The organism is Burkholderia sp. MSMB2157WGS (assembly GCF_001532755.1).
Lineage (GTDB): Bacteria > Pseudomonadota > Gammaproteobacteria > Burkholderiales > Burkholderiaceae > Burkholderia.
Genome location: NZ_LPJG01000048.1, coordinates 45,955 through 61,617, shown reverse-complemented (window position 1 = coordinate 61,617; position 15,663 = coordinate 45,955). Strand labels below are relative to the sequence as shown.

General features: G+C 69.1%; 13 protein-coding genes. 2 read left to right on the top strand and 11 right to left on the bottom strand.

Features of this window, described 5'->3' with window-relative positions; genetic code table 11:
- Positions 1 to 153 precede the first annotated feature (153 nt).
- From WT53_RS28760 to hutH, 9 genes are all read right to left on the bottom strand, one after another.
- The gene (locus tag WT53_RS28760) at positions 154 to 1,491 is read right to left on the bottom strand and encodes a glutamine synthetase family protein (RefSeq protein WP_059826970.1); all 1,338 of its coding nucleotides are present in this window, start codon (positions 1,489 to 1,491) and stop codon (positions 154 to 156) included.
- Between the two features lie 12 nt (positions 1,492 to 1,503).
- Complete coding sequence (locus WT53_RS28755) at positions 1,504 to 2,304, bottom strand: gamma-glutamyl-gamma-aminobutyrate hydrolase family protein (protein ID WP_060262461.1); 801 nt, start codon at positions 2,302 to 2,304, stop codon at positions 1,504 to 1,506.
- 740 nt (positions 2,305 to 3,044) lie between these two features.
- Positions 3,045 to 3,842 carry an N-formylglutamate deformylase gene (gene hutG / locus WT53_RS28750; RefSeq protein ID WP_034207784.1) on the bottom strand — a complete coding sequence of 266 codons (798 nt, stop codon included), beginning with the start codon at positions 3,840 to 3,842 and terminating at the stop codon, positions 3,045 to 3,047.
- Between the two features lie 61 nt (positions 3,843 to 3,903).
- The gene (locus tag WT53_RS28745; protein ID WP_034207785.1) at positions 3,904 to 5,280 is read right to left on the bottom strand and encodes a formimidoylglutamate deiminase; all 1,377 of its coding nucleotides are present in this window, start codon (positions 5,278 to 5,280) and stop codon (positions 3,904 to 3,906) included.
- A gap of 196 nt (positions 5,281 to 5,476) precedes the next feature.
- Positions 5,477 to 6,700, bottom strand: a complete 1,224-nt coding sequence (gene hutI / locus WT53_RS28740) for an imidazolonepropionase (protein WP_060262459.1) — start codon at positions 6,698 to 6,700, stop codon at positions 5,477 to 5,479.
- 4 nt (positions 6,701 to 6,704) lie between these two features.
- A complete protein-coding gene (locus WT53_RS28735; protein WP_060262457.1) occupies positions 6,705 to 7,316 on the bottom strand; it encodes a HutD family protein in 612 nt (203 codons plus the stop codon).
- Positions 7,317 to 7,318: 2 nt separating this feature from the next.
- Positions 7,319 to 9,007: a urocanate hydratase gene (hutU, locus tag WT53_RS28730; protein WP_059578320.1), complete on the bottom strand. Its 1,689-nt coding sequence runs from the start codon at positions 9,005 to 9,007 to the stop codon at positions 7,319 to 7,321.
- A 39-nt stretch (positions 9,008 to 9,046) separates the two neighbouring features.
- A complete protein-coding gene (hutC, locus tag WT53_RS28725) occupies positions 9,047 to 9,742 on the bottom strand; it encodes a histidine utilization repressor (protein ID WP_060262455.1) in 696 nt (231 codons plus the stop codon).
- 4 nt (positions 9,743 to 9,746) lie between these two features.
- Positions 9,747 to 11,270, bottom strand: a complete 1,524-nt coding sequence (hutH, locus tag WT53_RS28720) for a histidine ammonia-lyase (RefSeq protein ID WP_059782096.1) — start codon at positions 11,268 to 11,270, stop codon at positions 9,747 to 9,749.
- A gap of 212 nt (positions 11,271 to 11,482) precedes the next feature.
- On the opposite strand from hutH, the gene WT53_RS28715 reads away from it, so the two are divergent.
- Positions 11,483 to 12,403 (top strand): glutamate/aspartate ABC transporter substrate-binding protein, encoded by a 921-nt coding sequence (locus WT53_RS28715; protein WP_060262452.1) that lies wholly within the window; start codon positions 11,483 to 11,485, stop codon positions 12,401 to 12,403.
- A gap of 21 nt (positions 12,404 to 12,424) precedes the next feature.
- Here WT53_RS28715 and WT53_RS28710 read toward each other — a convergent pair whose 3' ends face one another.
- Positions 12,425 to 13,180 (bottom strand): 4'-phosphopantetheinyl transferase superfamily protein, encoded by a 756-nt coding sequence (locus tag WT53_RS28710; protein ID WP_060262451.1) that lies wholly within the window; start codon positions 13,178 to 13,180, stop codon positions 12,425 to 12,427.
- Positions 13,181 to 13,310: 130 nt separating this feature from the next.
- Positions 13,311 to 14,348 carry an alpha/beta fold hydrolase gene (locus WT53_RS28705; protein WP_060262449.1) on the bottom strand — a complete coding sequence of 346 codons (1,038 nt, stop codon included), beginning with the start codon at positions 14,346 to 14,348 and terminating at the stop codon, positions 13,311 to 13,313.
- A gap of 280 nt (positions 14,349 to 14,628) precedes the next feature.
- On the opposite strand from WT53_RS28705, the gene WT53_RS28700 reads away from it, so the two are divergent.
- The gene (locus tag WT53_RS28700) at positions 14,629 to 15,570 is read left to right on the top strand and encodes a LysR substrate-binding domain-containing protein (protein ID WP_059826982.1); all 942 of its coding nucleotides are present in this window, start codon (positions 14,629 to 14,631) and stop codon (positions 15,568 to 15,570) included.
- Positions 15,571 to 15,663 lie beyond the last annotated feature (93 nt).

Below are 15,663 nucleotides of genomic sequence, written 5' to 3'. Positions count from 1 at the left end.
ATCACGCGGCTGCCCGCGCGGTTGAGCGCGCCCATGTCCGAGAACGGGTGGATGTGGTGCGCGGCGTCGAGCGCGCGAAAATCGGCGGTCGAGCGCGGCGAAATAGCTTCGTTTCGATCGGTCATGTCTTCTCCGTCAAACAGCGCCGCACGCTCACACGTGCAGCAGCAGATGCCTGCGTTCCCACGAGCTGATCACGCGGAAGAACGCTTCGTATTCGGTTTCCTTCAACGCCAGGTACGCCTTCACGAACTTGTCGCCGAGAATGCCGGCGAGCGGCTCGCACGCGGCCATCAGCGAGATGCCTTCCTCGAGATTGCGCGGCAGCTGGTACGGCAGGTCGTAGCCGTCCGATGCGATCGGCTCGGTCGGTGCGAGCTGCTGCATCATGCCGAGATAGCCGGCGGCGAGCGTCGCCGCGAACGCGAGGTACGGGTTGCAGTCGACGCCCGGAATCCGGTTCTCGATGCGCCGCGCGACCGGCGTCGACTGCGGGATCCGGAACCCGACCGTACGGTTGTCGTAGCCCCACTGCACGTTGATCGGCGCGGCCATGAAGCGCGACAGGCGGCGGTACGAATTGATGTACGGCGCGAAGATCGGCATCAGCGCCGGCGTGTACTTCTGCAGCCCCGCCAGATAGCTGTGGAACAGCGGCGACACGGCGCCGTTTTCGTCGGCGAACAGATTGCGCCCGGTGCGCAGATCCGCAAGGCTCTGATGAATGTGCATCGCGGAACCCGGCTCGTTTTCCATCGGCTTGGCCATGAACGTCGCGTACATGTTGTGACGCAGCGCGGCCTCGCGCACCGTGCGCTTGAACAGGAACACCTGGTCGGCCAGCGACAGCGCGTCGCCGTGCATGAAGTTGATCTCCATCTGCGCGGCGCCGACTTCGTGAATCAGCGTCTCGATATCGAGGCCCTGCATTTCGCAGTACTCGTAGATGTCCTCGAACAGCGGATCGAACTCGTTGACGGCCTCGATCGAATACGACTGGCGGCCCGTTTCCGCCCGCCCCGTACGACCGACCGGCGGACGCAGCGGCAGGTCGGGATCGGCGTTCATGTCGACCAGATAGAACTCCAGCTCGGGCGCAACCACGGGCTTCCAGCCCTTCGCCTCGTACAGGTCGAGCACACGGCGCAGCACGTAGCGCGGCGAGATCTCGACCGGCGAGCCGTCGAAATGCACGCAATCGTGGATCACCTGCGCGGTCGGATCGACCGCCCACGGGATCAGGCAGATCGTCGACGGATCGGGCACGCACACCATGTCGGGATCGGTCACGCCGGTCAGCGTGCCGTCCTCCGGATAGTCGCCGGTGACGGTCTGCACCATCACGGCCTGCGGCAGGCGCATCGATTCGCCGGATTCGAATTTGTTGCGCGGAATGATCTTGCCGCGCGCGATGCCGGCCATGTCGGGAATGATCGCTTCGACTTCGGTGATACGGTGCTGTCGCAGGAATTCGCTCAGTTCGGCTTGCATGATCGGCCTCGTTCAGTCGATGTCGGATGCGGCCGGCGTCGCGCCGCCGGCCGCATGAATACGGTGCGTCATGTGCGCGCGGCACGCCGAGCCGAATGCCGCGAAGATGTCGCGCGACAGCGACTGCTCCGCGTAGCGCCACTCGGGATGCCACTGCACGCCCAGCGCGAACGCGCGCGCGCCGCGCACGCTGACGGCCTCGACCAGTCCGTCGGGCGCGCTCGCCTCGATCGCGAGCCCCGCGCCCAGGCGCGCGATACCCTGGTCGTGCAGCGAATTGACCGTCGCCTCGTGCGCGCCGCGCGCGATCCGCTGCAGCAGGCCGCCGGGGGCGAACTGCACGACGTGCGCGGGACCGTACTGCCGTTCGAGCGGATCGTCCGGCCGTTCGCGATGGTCGTCGAAGCCGGTCGTCGCATGCAGCCGCTGATGCAGCGTGCCGCCATACGCGACGTTCAGCTCCTGCATGCCGCGACAGATCGCGAGCACGGGCACGCCCGCGTCGATCGCCGCGCGGATCAGCGGCAACGCGGTCGCATCGCGCGCCGGATCGTGCAGCGTGTCGGACGCGCTCGCGGCGCCGCCGTAATGATGCGGCTCGACGTTCGAATAGCTGCCGGTCAACAGCAGCCCGTCGACGGCCGCGACGATCGCGTCGGCCGGCTGCCGCGCGCCGAGCGCGGGCAGCACGAACGCCAGCGCGCCGGCGCCGTCGACGACGGCGGCGAGGTACTTCTCGCCCGCCGCATGGTTCGGATGCGCACCGCGCAGGATGCGGTCGGCGGTAACGGCTACGATCGGTCGCGCACGCATCGGCGTCTCTCCGGTGATGGCGCGCGACACGCTTGCGCGCACAACGATGCAGGTTCGCGGGTGCCCCGCACGCGCGCGCCATCGCGAAACGCACGCGCATTCGCAAGCGCATACGCGAGCCTGCCGCGCGGAAACTGCGGCAACAGGCGGTGCGGGCCGGGACGGAAGCGGAACGGGACGCTAGGGCAACAACGATGCGCTGCCGTCGCACTGCACCGCGCTGAACACGTGCGCGGTCACGAGATTGAAGCGGCGCGGGCCGCGATCGGAAATGGCGAAGAAGCGAGGCTCGCGTAACGGGGCGGCGCGCGTGCCGCGATCAGCATGCCGGTTCGGCCCGGCCTGAGGCGGCGCGCCCGCCGACGGACTTCGCGTCCGGCGTATCGAAGGGCTGGCGGCTTTCACGATCGTACTCGACTGACTGATGAAGGCAGGACACGTGTCGCAATGCCGCGTGGCGGCACGTGAGCAAGATGTCTTGCGCGCATTCCGGCGCAGTCCGGCCATCGTCGATGGCCTCGCCGCCGGTACGCGCGTGACGACTTCCTGACATTCAGCTTATATCACTTAAAAATTGCGTCAAATTTTCAGGTGCCGATGACGCCATCGGTCAGACGAAAAAAAACGGCATCGACCGCGCGGATCGATGCCGTTTTGTGCATTGCACCGGCTTGCCTGCTACGTGTCGACGGGGCGGGACGCACGGTCGCGCCGCGCCGCCGCATGCAGGCGGCCCGTGCTCAACGATGTGCGCGTGCGGTTTCGACGAGCGTCTGCAGCAGCGGCACGATCCGCGCGGCACGCGCTTCGTCGTACGTGTACGGACGCGTCTCTTCCATGTAGGTGATCTGCGACAGTTCGAGCTGCACGGCCTCGACGCCGGTATCGGGCACGCCATAGTGACGCGTGATGTAACCGCCCTTGAAGCGCCCGTTCGCGACGGCCGTATAGCCGCCGTGCGCGAGCACGCGCGCGGCCAGCGCCTCCGCGAGGCCGGGCGCCGCGCTCGCGCCGCTCGACGTGCCGAAGTTGAAGTCCGGCAGGCGGCCGTCGAAGAAACGCGGCACGTGCGAGCGGATCGAATGCGCTTCCCACACGAGCACGCGGCCGTGTTCGCCCTTCAGGCGCGCGATCTCGCGTTGCAGCGCGTCGTGATACGGCAGCCAGTAGCGATCGCGGCGACGCATGATCTCGTCGTTGCCGGGCAGCGCGTTCGCCGGATACAGCGGCGCCTTGTCGAACGTATCGACCGGCACGAGCCCCGTCGTGTCTTGCCCCGGATACAGGTTCTCGTTGTCGGGCGGACGGTTCAGGTCGACGACGTAACGCGCGTGCGACGGCACGAGGATCGATGCGCCGAGATCGGCCGCGAAGCCGTACAGCCGCTCGAGATGCCAGTCGCAATCGTCGACGAAACGCGCGTCGGGCGTCATCGTCGCGGCGATGTCGTCGGGGATGTACGTGCCTGCGTGCGGAATCGAGATCAGCAGCGGCAGCGTGCCCTGCTTCAGCGTGAATACAGCCGGTTGTTCAGTCATGTCGCATCACCGTGTAAGAGTCTGCCGGCGCACGCATGCGGCGTGCGCCGGTTGCCGCGCATCAGCGCAGCAGTTGCGCCAGCGCGGCGCGGTAGTCGGCATACGCGGCGGCTTCGTCGCGATGGCGGCGGCCGCTCACGACGCGCTCGCCGCCCGTGTAGACGTCGAGCACCGGCGTCTCGCCGTGCTCGGCGAACACGACGCCCGACAGCCATGCCGCGCTGTCGTGCTCGGCGATCGCCGGATGATCGGGATCGAGCACGAGCCAGTCGGCGCGACAGCCTGCGCGCAGCGCACCGACGCGTCGCCCGCTCGCCTGCGCGCCGCCCGCGAGCGACGCATCGAACAGGCGATCGGCGACGTGCGCCTGCGACTCGCTCGCCAGCACGTTGCGCGCGCGGTGCACGAGCCGCTGCCCGTATTCGAGCAGGCGCAGCTCCGAGCGCCACTCGACCGACGCGTGGCTGTCCGAGCCGACGCCGATCACGCCGCCCTGCGCGAGATAGTCGACCGCCGGGAACACGCCGTCGCCGAGGTTCGCTTCGGTCGTCAGGCACAGGCCCGCGACCGCGCGACGCTTCGCGAGCGCCGCCGTCTCGGCCGCGTCGACGTGCGTCGCGTGCACGAGGCACCAGCGCGCATCGACGTCGAAGCGATCAAGCAGCCATTGTACGGGGCGTGCACCGTAGGCGCGGACGCAGTCGTCGACTTCGGCCGTCTGCTCGGCGATGTGGATATGCACCGGCGCATCGTCGGGCAGCCCTTCGAGCAGCACGCGCAGCCCGTTCTCGGACACCGCGCGCAGCGAATGCGGCGCGACGCCGTAGCGCAGCCCACCGTGTTCGGGCGCCGCGCGACGCATCGCGTCGAGCAGTTCGAGCACGCCGTCGGGCGTGTTGATGAAGCGGCGCTGGTCGTCGCGCGGCGGCTTGTTGCCGAAGCCGGCGAACTGGTACGACACGGGCAGCATCGTGATGCCGATGCCGGCCGCGCGTGCCGCATCGACCACGCGCGTGCCGAGCTCCGCGATCCGCGGATAGCGCGAGCCGTCCTGCGCATGATGCACGTAGTGGAATTCGCACACCGACGTGTAGCCGCACTTGAGCATCTCGACATACAGCCAGCGCGCAATCGCCGCGAGCGCGTCGGGCGTGATCTTCAGTGCGAAGCGGTACATCAGGTCGCGCCAGCTCCAGAAGCTGTCGGCGGGATTCGCGCGGTATTCGGTGAGCCCGGCCATCGCGCGCTGGAACGCGTGCGAATGCAGGTTCGGCATGCCGGGCAGCACCGGTCCGGCCGCGCGCGCGACACCTGCCGGCGCGTCGGCGTCGGGCGTCACGTCGGTCAGCGTGCCGGTTGCGTCCCAGCGCAACAGCACGTTGCGGCGCCAGCCATCGGGCAGGTAGGCATGGTCCGCGAACAACAGGGTATCGGTCATGGCGAGTCCTCATCGACCGGCTCGAGCGCGTCAGCGTCTCGTCCGGCCCGGTGCCGCGGCCGGCAGGCGCGCGCGTCGCGCCCAGCGCCCGCCTCGCGGCGATCGACCGGAGGGCGCCGTGGTGCGCCGGGTCCGGTCCCATGCAAAACGTCGGCCGGACCGGGCCGTCACGACCCGGCCCGAGCCGTCGCGAAACTTATCCGTTCATCCGGCGAAACACGGTCGTGCCGCCGCGTACGACCTGCTCGCACAGCGGCCGGCCGATCCAGTACGCGAGCTCGGCCAGCGAGCCGACCGACCAGACGGCGAAATCGGCCTGACGACCGACTTCGAGCGCGCCGTGGCGATCCGCGCGGCCCAGCGCCGCGGCCGCGTGGCGCGTGACGCCCTGCAGCACCTCGGGCACCGTCATGCGGAACAGCGTGCAGCCCATGTTCAGCGTCAGCAGCAGCGATTCGAGCGGCGACGTGCCGGGGTTGTGGTCGGTCGCGAGTGCGATCGGCACGCCGTGCTTGCGCAACAGCTCGAGCGGCGGCAGTTGCGTTTCGCGGATGAAGTAGTACGCGCCGGGCAGCAGCACGGCGACCGTGCCGGCCGCCTTCATCGCCTCGACACCGGCTTCGTCGAGAAATTCGAGGTGGTCGGCGGACAGCGCGCGGTAACGCGCGGCGAGCGCCGTCCCGCCCGCATTCGACAGTTGCTCAGCATGCAGCTTCACCGGCAGCCCGCGCCGCGTCGCGGCCTCGAACACGCGCTCGGTCTGCGCGAGCGAAAAGCCGATGCGTTCGCAGAACACGTCGACCGCGTCGACGAGCCCTTCGTCCGCTAGCGTCGGCAACATCCGGTCGCATACTTCGTCGATGTACGCGTCCGCGCGCCCCGCATATTCGGGCGGCAGCGCGTGCGCGCCGAGAAAGGTCGTGTAGACCGTGACCGGGAAGCGCTCGCCGAGCTGGCGCGCGACGCGCAGCATCTTGCGCTCGCTCGCGAGGTCGAGCCCGTAGCCCGACTTGATCTCGATCGCGGTCACGCCTTCGGCGAGCAGCGGCTGCAGGCGGGCGGCGGCCTGCACGAACAGCGTCGTCTCGTCGGCCGCGCGCGTCGCGCGCACCGTCGACACGATCCCGCCGCCCTGCCGGGCGATTTCCTCGTAGCTGACGCCGGCGAGGCGCTGCGCGAACTCGTCCGCACGCGTGCCGCCATACACGAGGTGCGTATGGCAGTCGACGAGGCCCGGCGTCACCCACGCGCCGTGCAGGTCTTCGCGCCGCCAATGCGCATAGCCGTGCGGCAGCGCGGACAACGCGCCGAGCCACGCGATCGCGCCGGTTTCGTCGACGGCGATCGCCGCGTCGTCGATCGTCTCGTCGGGATGGCCATGCGGACACAGCCTCAGGTGATGCCAGACAGTCGGTTTCATGCGTTCAGTCTCGTTCGCCGACGGTGAGCGAGACGGCGAGCAGCGCGCCGCTTCCGCTCACGACGACGTCAAACGCACGCCGCGGCCCGTCGAGCCGCAACGTGTCCATTTCCTGCAGTGCGTGGTGCGCGCCGTCGATCTCGACGTCGACCGCACCCGTCGCGCAGAACAGCAGTACGGTATCAGCGCGCTCGATGCGGTGCATGCCCTCGGGCCACACGTCGACCGACCCGCGCGCGGCCGAACGGCGCGTCATCAGGTTGAAGTCGCGCGTCGCGCCGTCGTGCAGCGTCGCGTCGATCGCCGTCTCGCCCGCGAAATCCGCGCGGGCCAGCGGTGCGTCGAGCACGTGCCGCGTGCCGCCCGCTTCGGCGAGCGTCATGCCCGCGCCGGACAGCAGCACGAGCGTGCGGTCGACGCCGTCGAAACGCGAGAACGGCCCGGCCGTGCCGACGTCCGCGACGCTTACGCGCCATGCGAACGCATCGAGCGCGGCGCCCACGGGGAACGCGCCGATCTCGCGCGTCACGCCGCCGCCGTTCTTCCACGGCGACGCAACGAGATCCGCTGCGCGGATCATCGTTGCGGTCACCGGCGCCTGATCCAGCGCCGCCATGCTCAACGACCGAGCATCGGCAGCTTCAGGCCGGCTTCGCGAGCCGTCTGCTGCGCGAGTTCGTAGCCGGCATCCGCATGGCGCATCACGCCGGTTGCCGGGTCGTTCAGCAGCACGCGACCGAGACGCTCGTGCGCGTCGGCCGTCCCGTCGGCGACGATCACGACGCCCGAGTGCTGCGAGAAGCCCATGCCGACGCCGCCGCCATGGTGCAGCGACACCCACGACGCGCCGCCTGCCGTGTTCAGCAGTGCGTTGAGCAGCGGCCAGTCGCTGACGGCGTCCGACCCGTCCTTCATCGATTCCGTCTCGCGGTTCGGGCTCGCGACCGAACCGGTGTCGAGGTGGTCGCGACCGATCACGATCGGGGCCTTCAGTTCGCCGTTCTTCACCATCTCGTTGAACGCCTGGCCGAGGCGATAGCGATCCTTCACGCCGACCCAGCAGATCCGTGCCGGCAGGCCCTGGAACGCGATGCGCTCGCGCGCCATGTCGAGCCAGTTGTGCAGGTGCGGATCGTCGGGGATCAGCTCCTTCACCTTCTGGTCGGTCTTGTAGATGTCTTCCGGATCGCCCGACAGCGCGACCCAGCGGAACGGGCCCTTGCCTTCGCAGAACAGCGGGCGGATGTACGCCGGCACGAAGCCCGGGAAGTCGAACGCGTTCTCGACGCCCATTTCCAGCGCCATCTGGCGGATGTTGTTGCCATAGTCGAGCGTCGCGGCACCGCGTTCCTGCAGCGCCAGCATCGCGCGGACCTGCACGGCCATCGACTGCTTCGCGACCTTCACGATGCTTTGCGGATCGACCTTCTGCGCCTCGCGCCATTGCGCGACGGTCCAGCCTTGCGGCAGGTAGCCGTTGATCGGGTCGTGCGCGCTCGTCTGGTCGGTCACGCAGTCCGGCGTGATGCCGCGCGCGACGAGTTCCGCGAACACGTCGGCTGCGTTGCCGAGCAGGCCGACCGACACCGGCTTGCCGGTGCGCTTCGCTTCGTCGATCATGCCGAGCGCTTCGTCGAGCGTCGTCGCCTTCTTGTCGACGTAGCGCGTCTTCAGGCGGAAGTCGATACGCGTCTCGTCGCACTCGACCGCGATCATCGAGAAGCCGGCCATCGTCGCGGCGAGCGGTTGCGCGCCGCCCATCCCGCCCAGGCCGCCCGTCAGGATCCAGCGGCCCGACGGATCGCCGTTGAAGTGCTGGTTCGCGACCGAGAAGAAGGTTTCGTAGGTGCCCTGCACGATGCCCTGGCTGCCGATATAGATCCAGCTGCCGGCCGTCATCTGGCCGTACATCATCAGGCCCTTGCGATCGAGCTCGTGGAAGTGATCCCAGTTCGCCCAGTGCGGCACCAGGTTCGAGTTCGCGAGCAGCACGCGCGGCGCATCCTTGTGCGTGCGGAACACGCCGACCGGCTTGCCCGACTGGATCAGCAGCGTTTCGTTTTCCTCGAGATCCTTCAGCGACGCGAGGATCTGGTCGTAGCACTCCCAGTTGCGCGCCGCGCGGCCGATGCCGCCGTACACGACGAGCGCGTGCGGATGCTCGGCGACTTCCGGATCGAGGTTGTTCTGGATCATCCGGTAGGCCGCTTCGGCCAGCCAGGTCTTGCAGGTTTTCTCGCTGCCGCGCGGCGCGCGGATCGTGCGCGTCGGATCGAGGCGGGGATCGATGTGTTTCGGATGGTTCATGACGACTGCTCCCGAAGGAAAATGAATATCAACAAGGAATCAGAAATGCCCGGTGAAGCGATAACGGCTGCCGGGATGCCACAGATTCGCCACCGAGGCGACGACGCCCTGCGACCAGGTGCGCCGATGTAAAACCAGACACGGCTCGACGTCGTCCATCCGCAGCTGCTCGCGCCGCTCCGGCGTCGGGGCCGCCGCTTCGATCCGGTACTCGACGCGCTGCAGCGGCGCCGCGCGCATCAGGTACAGGTTCGGCGTCGTGTTCGTGAAATCCTGCGCGGCGTAATCCGGCGCGACCGCCGGATTCACCCATCGTTCTTCGAGCTGCACCGGCTCGTCGTTCTCGAAGTGCAGCACCTGCGAATGAAACAGCTTCGTGCGCACGGCCACCTGCATCTCGTCGGCGAGCGCCTCGTCGGCGCGGATCGTGTCGAGCCCGAGCACGCTCGCGCGATACGCATGCCCGCGCGCGCCGACTTCCTCGGAGATGCTGCGGATCGCCACCAGCGTCGACTCGTACTTCGGCCGCGCGACGTAGGTGCCGGCGCCCTTCATCCGCGTGAGCACCTGCTCGGCCGTCAACTCGCGCAACGCGCGGTTGACGGTCATGCGCGCCACCTTGAACTCGCGCGCCAGCTCGTTCTCGGACGGCACTTGGTCGCCCTCCTCCCACTCGCCGGCGTGGATGCGGGCCAGGATGAAGTCCTTGATCTCCTGGTAGACCGGCGCGCTCATCGGCTTACTGTTCCGATGCGAACGAGAACGGCGCGACCTTCGCGAACGCGCGCTCGCCGACGAGCTTCGCGATCACCGCGATGTCCGGCGCGAAGTAGTGGTCGAGCTCGTAGTGCGCGACCTTGCTGCGGATGATTTCCATCACCGGCGCGAGCTTCGGGCTCGTGTGGTACGGCGCGCGCAGGTCGACGCCCTGGGCGGCGGCCAGCAGTTCGATCGCGAGGATGTGCTTCGTGTTGTCCGCGATGTCGGCGAGCTTGCGCGCGGCGAACGTCGCCATCGACACGTGGTCTTCCTGGTTCGCGGAAGTCGGCAGCGAATCGACCGACGCCGGATGCGCGAGCGTCTTGTTTTCCGACGCGAGAGCGGCCGCCGTCACGTGCGCGATCATGAAGCCGGAGTTCACGCCGCCGTCCTTCACGAGGAACGGGGGCAGGCCCGACAGCGTCGCATCGATCAGCAGCGCGATGCGGCGCTCGGCCAGCGCACCGATTTCCGCCGCGGCGAGCGCGAGGTTGTCGGCCGCGAACGCGACGGGCTCGGCGTGGAAGTTGCCGCCCGACAGCACTTCGCCGGTATCCGGGAAGATCAGCGGGTTGTCCGACACGGCGTTCGCTTCGACCAGCAGCACGTCGGCCGCATGGCGCATCTGGTCCAGGCACGCGCCCATCACCTGCGGCTGGCAGCGCAGGCTGTACGGATCCTGCACCTTGTCGCAGTCGCGGTGCGACTGGTTGATCGGCGAGCCTTCGAGCAGTTCGCGGTACGACGCGGCCGCGTCGATCTGGCCTCGATGGCCGCGCAGTTCGTGGATGCGCGCGTCGAACGGCTTCACCGAGCCCGCTGCCGCGTCGACCGACAGCGCGCCCGCGACGAGCGCGGTGCGGTACAGGTCCTCGATCGCGAACATGTTGTCGAGCGCGAGCGCCGTCGACGCCTGCGTGCCGTTCAGGAGCGCGAGGCCTTCCTTCGCCTGCAGCGTCAGCGGCGCGAGGCCCGCGACGCGCAAGCCCTCGAGCGCGCTCGCCCGCTCGCCGCGGATGAACACTTCGCCGACGCCGAGCAGCACGGCCGACATGTGCGCGAGCGGCGCGAGGTCGCCCGATGCGCCGACCGAGCCCTTCACCGGAATCAGCGGCAGCACGTCGGCGTTGAACAGCGTGATCAGCGCATCCATCACTTCACGGCGGATGCCCGAGTGGCCGCGGCCGAGACTCGACAGCTTCAGCGCCATCAGCAGGCGCACCGACGAGCGCGCCATCGGCTCGCCGACGCCGACCGCGTGCGACAGCACCAGGTTCTTCTGCAGCAGTTCGAGCTGGTCGTGCGGGATGTGGGTGCTCGCCAGGCGGCCGAAACCCGTGTTGATGCCGTAGGCCGGCTCGCCCTTCGCGGCGATGTCGGCGACGGCCTTCGCGCCCGCGTCGATCTTCGCGAAGCTCGCCGGGTCGAGCTTCAGTTGCACGGATTCGCGAGCGATCCGGCGCAGTTGCGGGAGGGTCAGGTGGCCGGGGGTCAACGTAATCATGTGAGCAATCCTGTCTAGACAAGTTCGGAATGGATTGAAGTGTAGCCACGTCAACTTGTCTAGACAACCCGTTTTTCGCCGATTTCGACTCGGGAGTTTCCCTGATGCCCCGCAGCCCCGCCGGACTGGCCCGTCAGGACCGGGCATTAACATATGTTGCAATTATTTTGTCTTTGGCAACATACGAATCACCATTCGCTCCGGAGACCGCCATGCCCTTCCCGTCACGATTCGCCGCCCGCGTCGGCCGCTCCCTGCTCGTCGCCGCGTGCGCGCTCGCATGCGGCGCGCCCTTCGCTGCCGAGCCGCCGTCCGGCACGCTCGAGAAAGTCCGGCAGGCCAACCTGATTTCGATCGGTCATCGCGAAACGTCGGTGCCGTTCTCGTATGTCGATGCGGGCGGCAAGGTCATCGGCTTCTCGCAGGACCTGTGCGATCGCGTGATCGCCGCGGTGAAGGCGCGCACCGGCAAGCCCGACCTGCAGGTGCGCTTCATTCCGGTCACGTCGCAGAACCGCATTCCGCTCGTGCAGAACGGCACCGTCGATCTCGAATGCGGCGTGACGACCAATCTCGCCGCGCGCCATGCGCAGGTCGCGTTCTCGACCACCTTCTTCGTCGCGACGACGCGCCTGCTCACGCGCACGAACTCGGGCATCCGCGACTTCCCCGATCTCGCCGGCAAGACGGTCGTGACGAACCAGGGCACGACGTCCGAACGCCTGCTGCGCAAGATGAACGAGGAAAAGAAGATGAACATGCAGATCATCAGCGCAAAGGACTACGGCGAAGGACGCCTCACGCTCGAATCGGGCCGCGCGGCCGCGTACATGATGGACGACGTGCTGCTCGCGGGCGTGCGCCAGCTCGCCGCGAAACCGGCCGACTGGCAGATCGTCGGCACGCCGCAATCGTCGGAAGCCTACGGGTTCATGCTGCGCAAGGACGATCCGCAGTTCAAGGCGCTCGTCGACGGCGTGCTCGTGCAGTTGATGAAAAGCGGCGAGGTCAACGCGCTGTACGACAAATGGTTCATGAAGCCGGTGCCGCCGAAGGGGCTGGCGTTCGACTTCCCGATGAGCGACGCGATCAAGGCGCGCTATGCGGCGCCGAACGACGCGCCGCTCGAGTAAGCGCCGCGCGTCGACACCGGCCTACGCGCGCGTCCACGCGACGCACGCCGCGTAGCCGGGCGCCGCGTCGAGCCACGCCGCGTCGAACGCCGCGACGCCGGCGGCGGGCGCGGCCGGCTCGACGATCGTCGTCGCGGGCGTCGTGGCGTCGCGCGGCGGCACGACCGCGAACGCGCGCAGCCCGCCGACGATGCCGGTACCGAGCGCCTTGAGCAGCGCCTCCTTCGCGGACCACACGCGCATGAATTCGCGCTCGCGCGCGCCGGGCGGCAGGCCGTCGAGATACGCGACCTCCGCGGGGGCGCACACTTCGCGCGTCAGCGCGCGCCAGTCGGCCGCGCGGTTGCAGCCCTCGATATCGACGCCGACGCGGCCCGCCGGCGCCCACGCGATCAGCGCATGGTCGCCGGCGTGTGACACGTTGAAGTCGAGCGACGCGCGATGCACGCGGTCCAGCGACGGCCGCCCCGATGCGTCGACGACGATCTCGACCGCATGCGCGGCGATGCCGAGCGCCGCGCCGAGCACGTCGCGCAGCGCGGCGCGCGTCGCCGCACTGCGTACCGCATCCTCGTGCCGCAGGAAGCGCGCGGCGCGTGCGCGCTCGTCGTCGCTCAGCGCCGCATACGCGGGCGACGCGAGCGGCACGCGCCAGTCGAAATCGACGCGTGCGACCCGCACGCCGGCGCGCGTCGCAGTGGGCGGCACGTCGAGCGCATGCACGCGCCACGCGCGCGGCGTTGCAACGGGAGAAACGGAATTGGACGGAATGGACATCGGCGCGCGGCAGCCAGCTGTGCCGTAAAACGAAACGTCCGATGTTAATCGATCGCGCCGGCCTGCGGCCGCTGGCGCCGGATCGAAAAGCAAACGGGGACAGCGGGTTGCGTTCGTCGTATACGCCGGGTCATCCGTTCGCGGCCCTGCCCGGCGCGCCGCTGCCCGTCAGCCGTCCGCGCGACGCCGGATGGAGCGCATGCACGGCGCCCGGCGCTTCGGCCGGCAGCACGCCGTGTTGCAGCCAGTACGACGCGACGGGCCACAGCGTGTCGGTGAAGCGGCTGTGGAAAAACGCGAAATGGCCGATCGCCGCGACGCCGACGTCGGCCGGCGCGATCCGCAAATGCGTGACGTTGCTGCCCGTGTAATAGCCGACCAGCCGCTCGATCGCGTCGACCGTGCCGAACGCGTCGTCGTCGAGGCCGATCGCGAGCATCGGCGCCGACAGCCCCGCGAAGCGCGCCGGCAACGCGGCGCGACTCGCCGCGCCGTCGTCGAGCACGCTGCCGATGTAGCCATCCTCGAAGCGCGGCCGCGAACGCGCCCACGACAGCGCGACCCCGCGCGGCGTGTCCTCCATCCAGCCGAGCCGCTTCGCGGGCACGTAGCCGAACACGGCCGCGAGCGCGGGCATCGCGACATGCCACTTCCACCACATGCAGCGCCGCTCGGCGGGCAGGTAATCGCGCCAGTACGCATACTGCGCGCCGACGGTCACCACGTGCCGCACGTGCACGTTCGATGCCGCGAGGCCGAGCACGCAGCCGCCGATGCTGTGCGCGACCACATCGAGCGGCTGGCCCGCAAACGCGTCGCGCGCGTAATGCAGCGCGGCCTCGCAATCGAGCCGCCCCCAGTCGAGCCAGGTCGCGCGCAGCTTCGCGAGCTGCGCCGGGCGCGACCCGCCGATGCCGCGATAGTCGTAGACGAGCACGTCGCGCCCCTGCGCGAACAGCCAGGCCGCGAAACGGAAGTAGTAGTCGCAGCGCACCGACGTCGCGCAATTGACGACCGTCACGGGCCGCACGCCGCCGCCGCGATGGCGCCAGACATGGCCGCGCAACGGGTAGCCGTCGGCCGCGCGCAGCGTCACGGGCTCGGGCGGCAATGCACCTGCCGCGCGACCGCCTGGCGCCGCACCGCTTTCCTCGTTCGAAATCGTCATCGTGTCTCCTGTCGGTCCGAGTTGGCGCTTGAGCGCTTACCTGGCCCCCCTGCATCGCGGTCGCCCCAGTTGGCGCTGCAGCGCTTACCGGGTTCTCGTACGGGGCGGTCGCCCTCGTTAGCGCTTCGGCGCTTACTGGAATCCCATGCTTCCGGGTCGGTCCGGGTCGCCGCCTCGGCGCTTGCTCGGCCCCGCTTCCGCGATCGACCCGCCTCCATTGAACTTGACGCGTGCCGCGTTCTCAACCAATCTTGCTGCTCCGTTCGCATGAGCCGCACGCATGTCAACGCCACTCGTCCGTCTCCCGTCGCTCGATCTCGTCCGCGGTTTCGTCGCCGTCGGCCGCCGCATGAGCATCACGCTCGCCGCGCAGGACCTGTGCGTCACGCAGTCGGCGGTCAGCCGTCAGGTCCATGCGCTCGAAGCGCATCTCGGCGTGACCTTGCTGCAGCGTGGCTACCGGAAGATCGCGTTCACGCCGGAAGGCGAGCGGCTGTTCCGCGTCGCCGATGCGGCGCTGCACAGCCTGCAGGACACCGTCGCGTCGCTCGCCGCCGTGCGCGAGCGCCAGCCCGTGACGATCACCGCCAGCATCGGCGTGACCGCGCTCTGGCTGCTGCCGCGGCTAGGACGGTTGCAGGCGCGGCTGCCCGCGATCGACCTGCGCGTCGCCGCGAACGACAAGGTACTCGATTTGCGCGCCGAAGGCATCGACCTCGGCATCCGCTACTGCCCGCGCGACCGTGCGCCGGCCGGTGCGCTGCGCCTGTTCGACGAGATCGTCGTGCCGGTCGCGCATCCCGCGCTCGCCGCGCGGCCGGTCGCGAGCGCGGCGGCGATCGCCGATCACGTGCTGCTCGAATTCGACGGGCCGCCGCAGCCGCAACTGCAGTGGCACGCGCACCTGCACGCGGCGGGGCTCGGCGACGCGCGCCCGAAAGGCGTGTTGCGCTTCAACCAGTACGACCAGGTGATCCAGGCCGCGATCGCGGGCCAGGGCATCGCGCTCGGCCGGCTCGCGCTCGTCGCGCCGATGCTCGCCGACGGCCGGCTCGCGGTGCTCGGGCCGCACACGCGGACGCGATCGGAAACGTACGGCTACTGGCTGTTCCAGCACGATCCGGCCCCGCGCCGCGAAGTCGCCGACGTGCGCGACTGGATACTCGCCGAAGCGGCCGAATGCGACGCGGCGATGCACTCGCACGATACGACGTCGGCTTGAGCCGGCGGTGCGGATGCGCGCGAGCGCAGACGACGGCCGCCCGCTTCGCATTCCTGTTGCGCATGCCAACCTGACCGAATGATCGCTTGAGCG

Bases quoted from the DNA above. Each gene is read 5' to 3' on its own strand.
- hutH (WP_059782096.1), bottom strand. From the start codon at position 11,270: ATGATTACGTTGACCCCCGGCCACCTGACCCTCCCGCAACTGCGCCGG.
- hutI (WP_060262459.1), bottom strand. From the start codon at position 6,700: ATGAAACCGACTGTCTGGCATCACCTGAGGCTGTGTCCGCATGGCCAT.
- hutU (WP_059578320.1), bottom strand. From the start codon at position 9,007: ATGAACCATCCGAAACACATCGATCCCCGCCTCGATCCGACGCGCACG.
- WT53_RS28745 (WP_034207785.1), bottom strand. From the start codon at position 5,280: ATGACCGATACCCTGTTGTTCGCGGACCATGCCTACCTGCCCGATGGC.
- WT53_RS28705 (WP_060262449.1), bottom strand. From the start codon at position 14,348: ATGACGATTTCGAACGAGGAAAGCGGTGCGGCGCCAGGCGGTCGCGCG.
- WT53_RS28755 (WP_060262461.1), bottom strand. From the start codon at position 2,304: ATGCGTGCGCGACCGATCGTAGCCGTTACCGCCGACCGCATCCTGCGC.
- WT53_RS28760 (WP_059826970.1), bottom strand. From the start codon at position 1,491: ATGCAAGCCGAACTGAGCGAATTCCTGCGACAGCACCGTATCACCGAA.
- WT53_RS28700 (WP_059826982.1), top strand. From the start codon at position 14,629: ATGTCAACGCCACTCGTCCGTCTCCCGTCGCTCGATCTCGTCCGCGGT.
- WT53_RS28710 (WP_060262451.1), bottom strand. From the start codon at position 13,180: ATGTCCATTCCGTCCAATTCCGTTTCTCCCGTTGCAACGCCGCGCGCG.
- hutG (WP_034207784.1), bottom strand. From the start codon at position 3,842: ATGACTGAACAACCGGCTGTATTCACGCTGAAGCAGGGCACGCTGCCG.
- WT53_RS28715 (WP_060262452.1), top strand. From the start codon at position 11,483: ATGCCCTTCCCGTCACGATTCGCCGCCCGCGTCGGCCGCTCCCTGCTC.
- hutC (WP_060262455.1), bottom strand. From the start codon at position 9,742: ATGAGCGCGCCGGTCTACCAGGAGATCAAGGACTTCATCCTGGCCCGC.
- WT53_RS28735 (WP_060262457.1), bottom strand. From the start codon at position 7,316: ATGGCGGCGCTGGATCAGGCGCCGGTGACCGCAACGATGATCCGCGCA.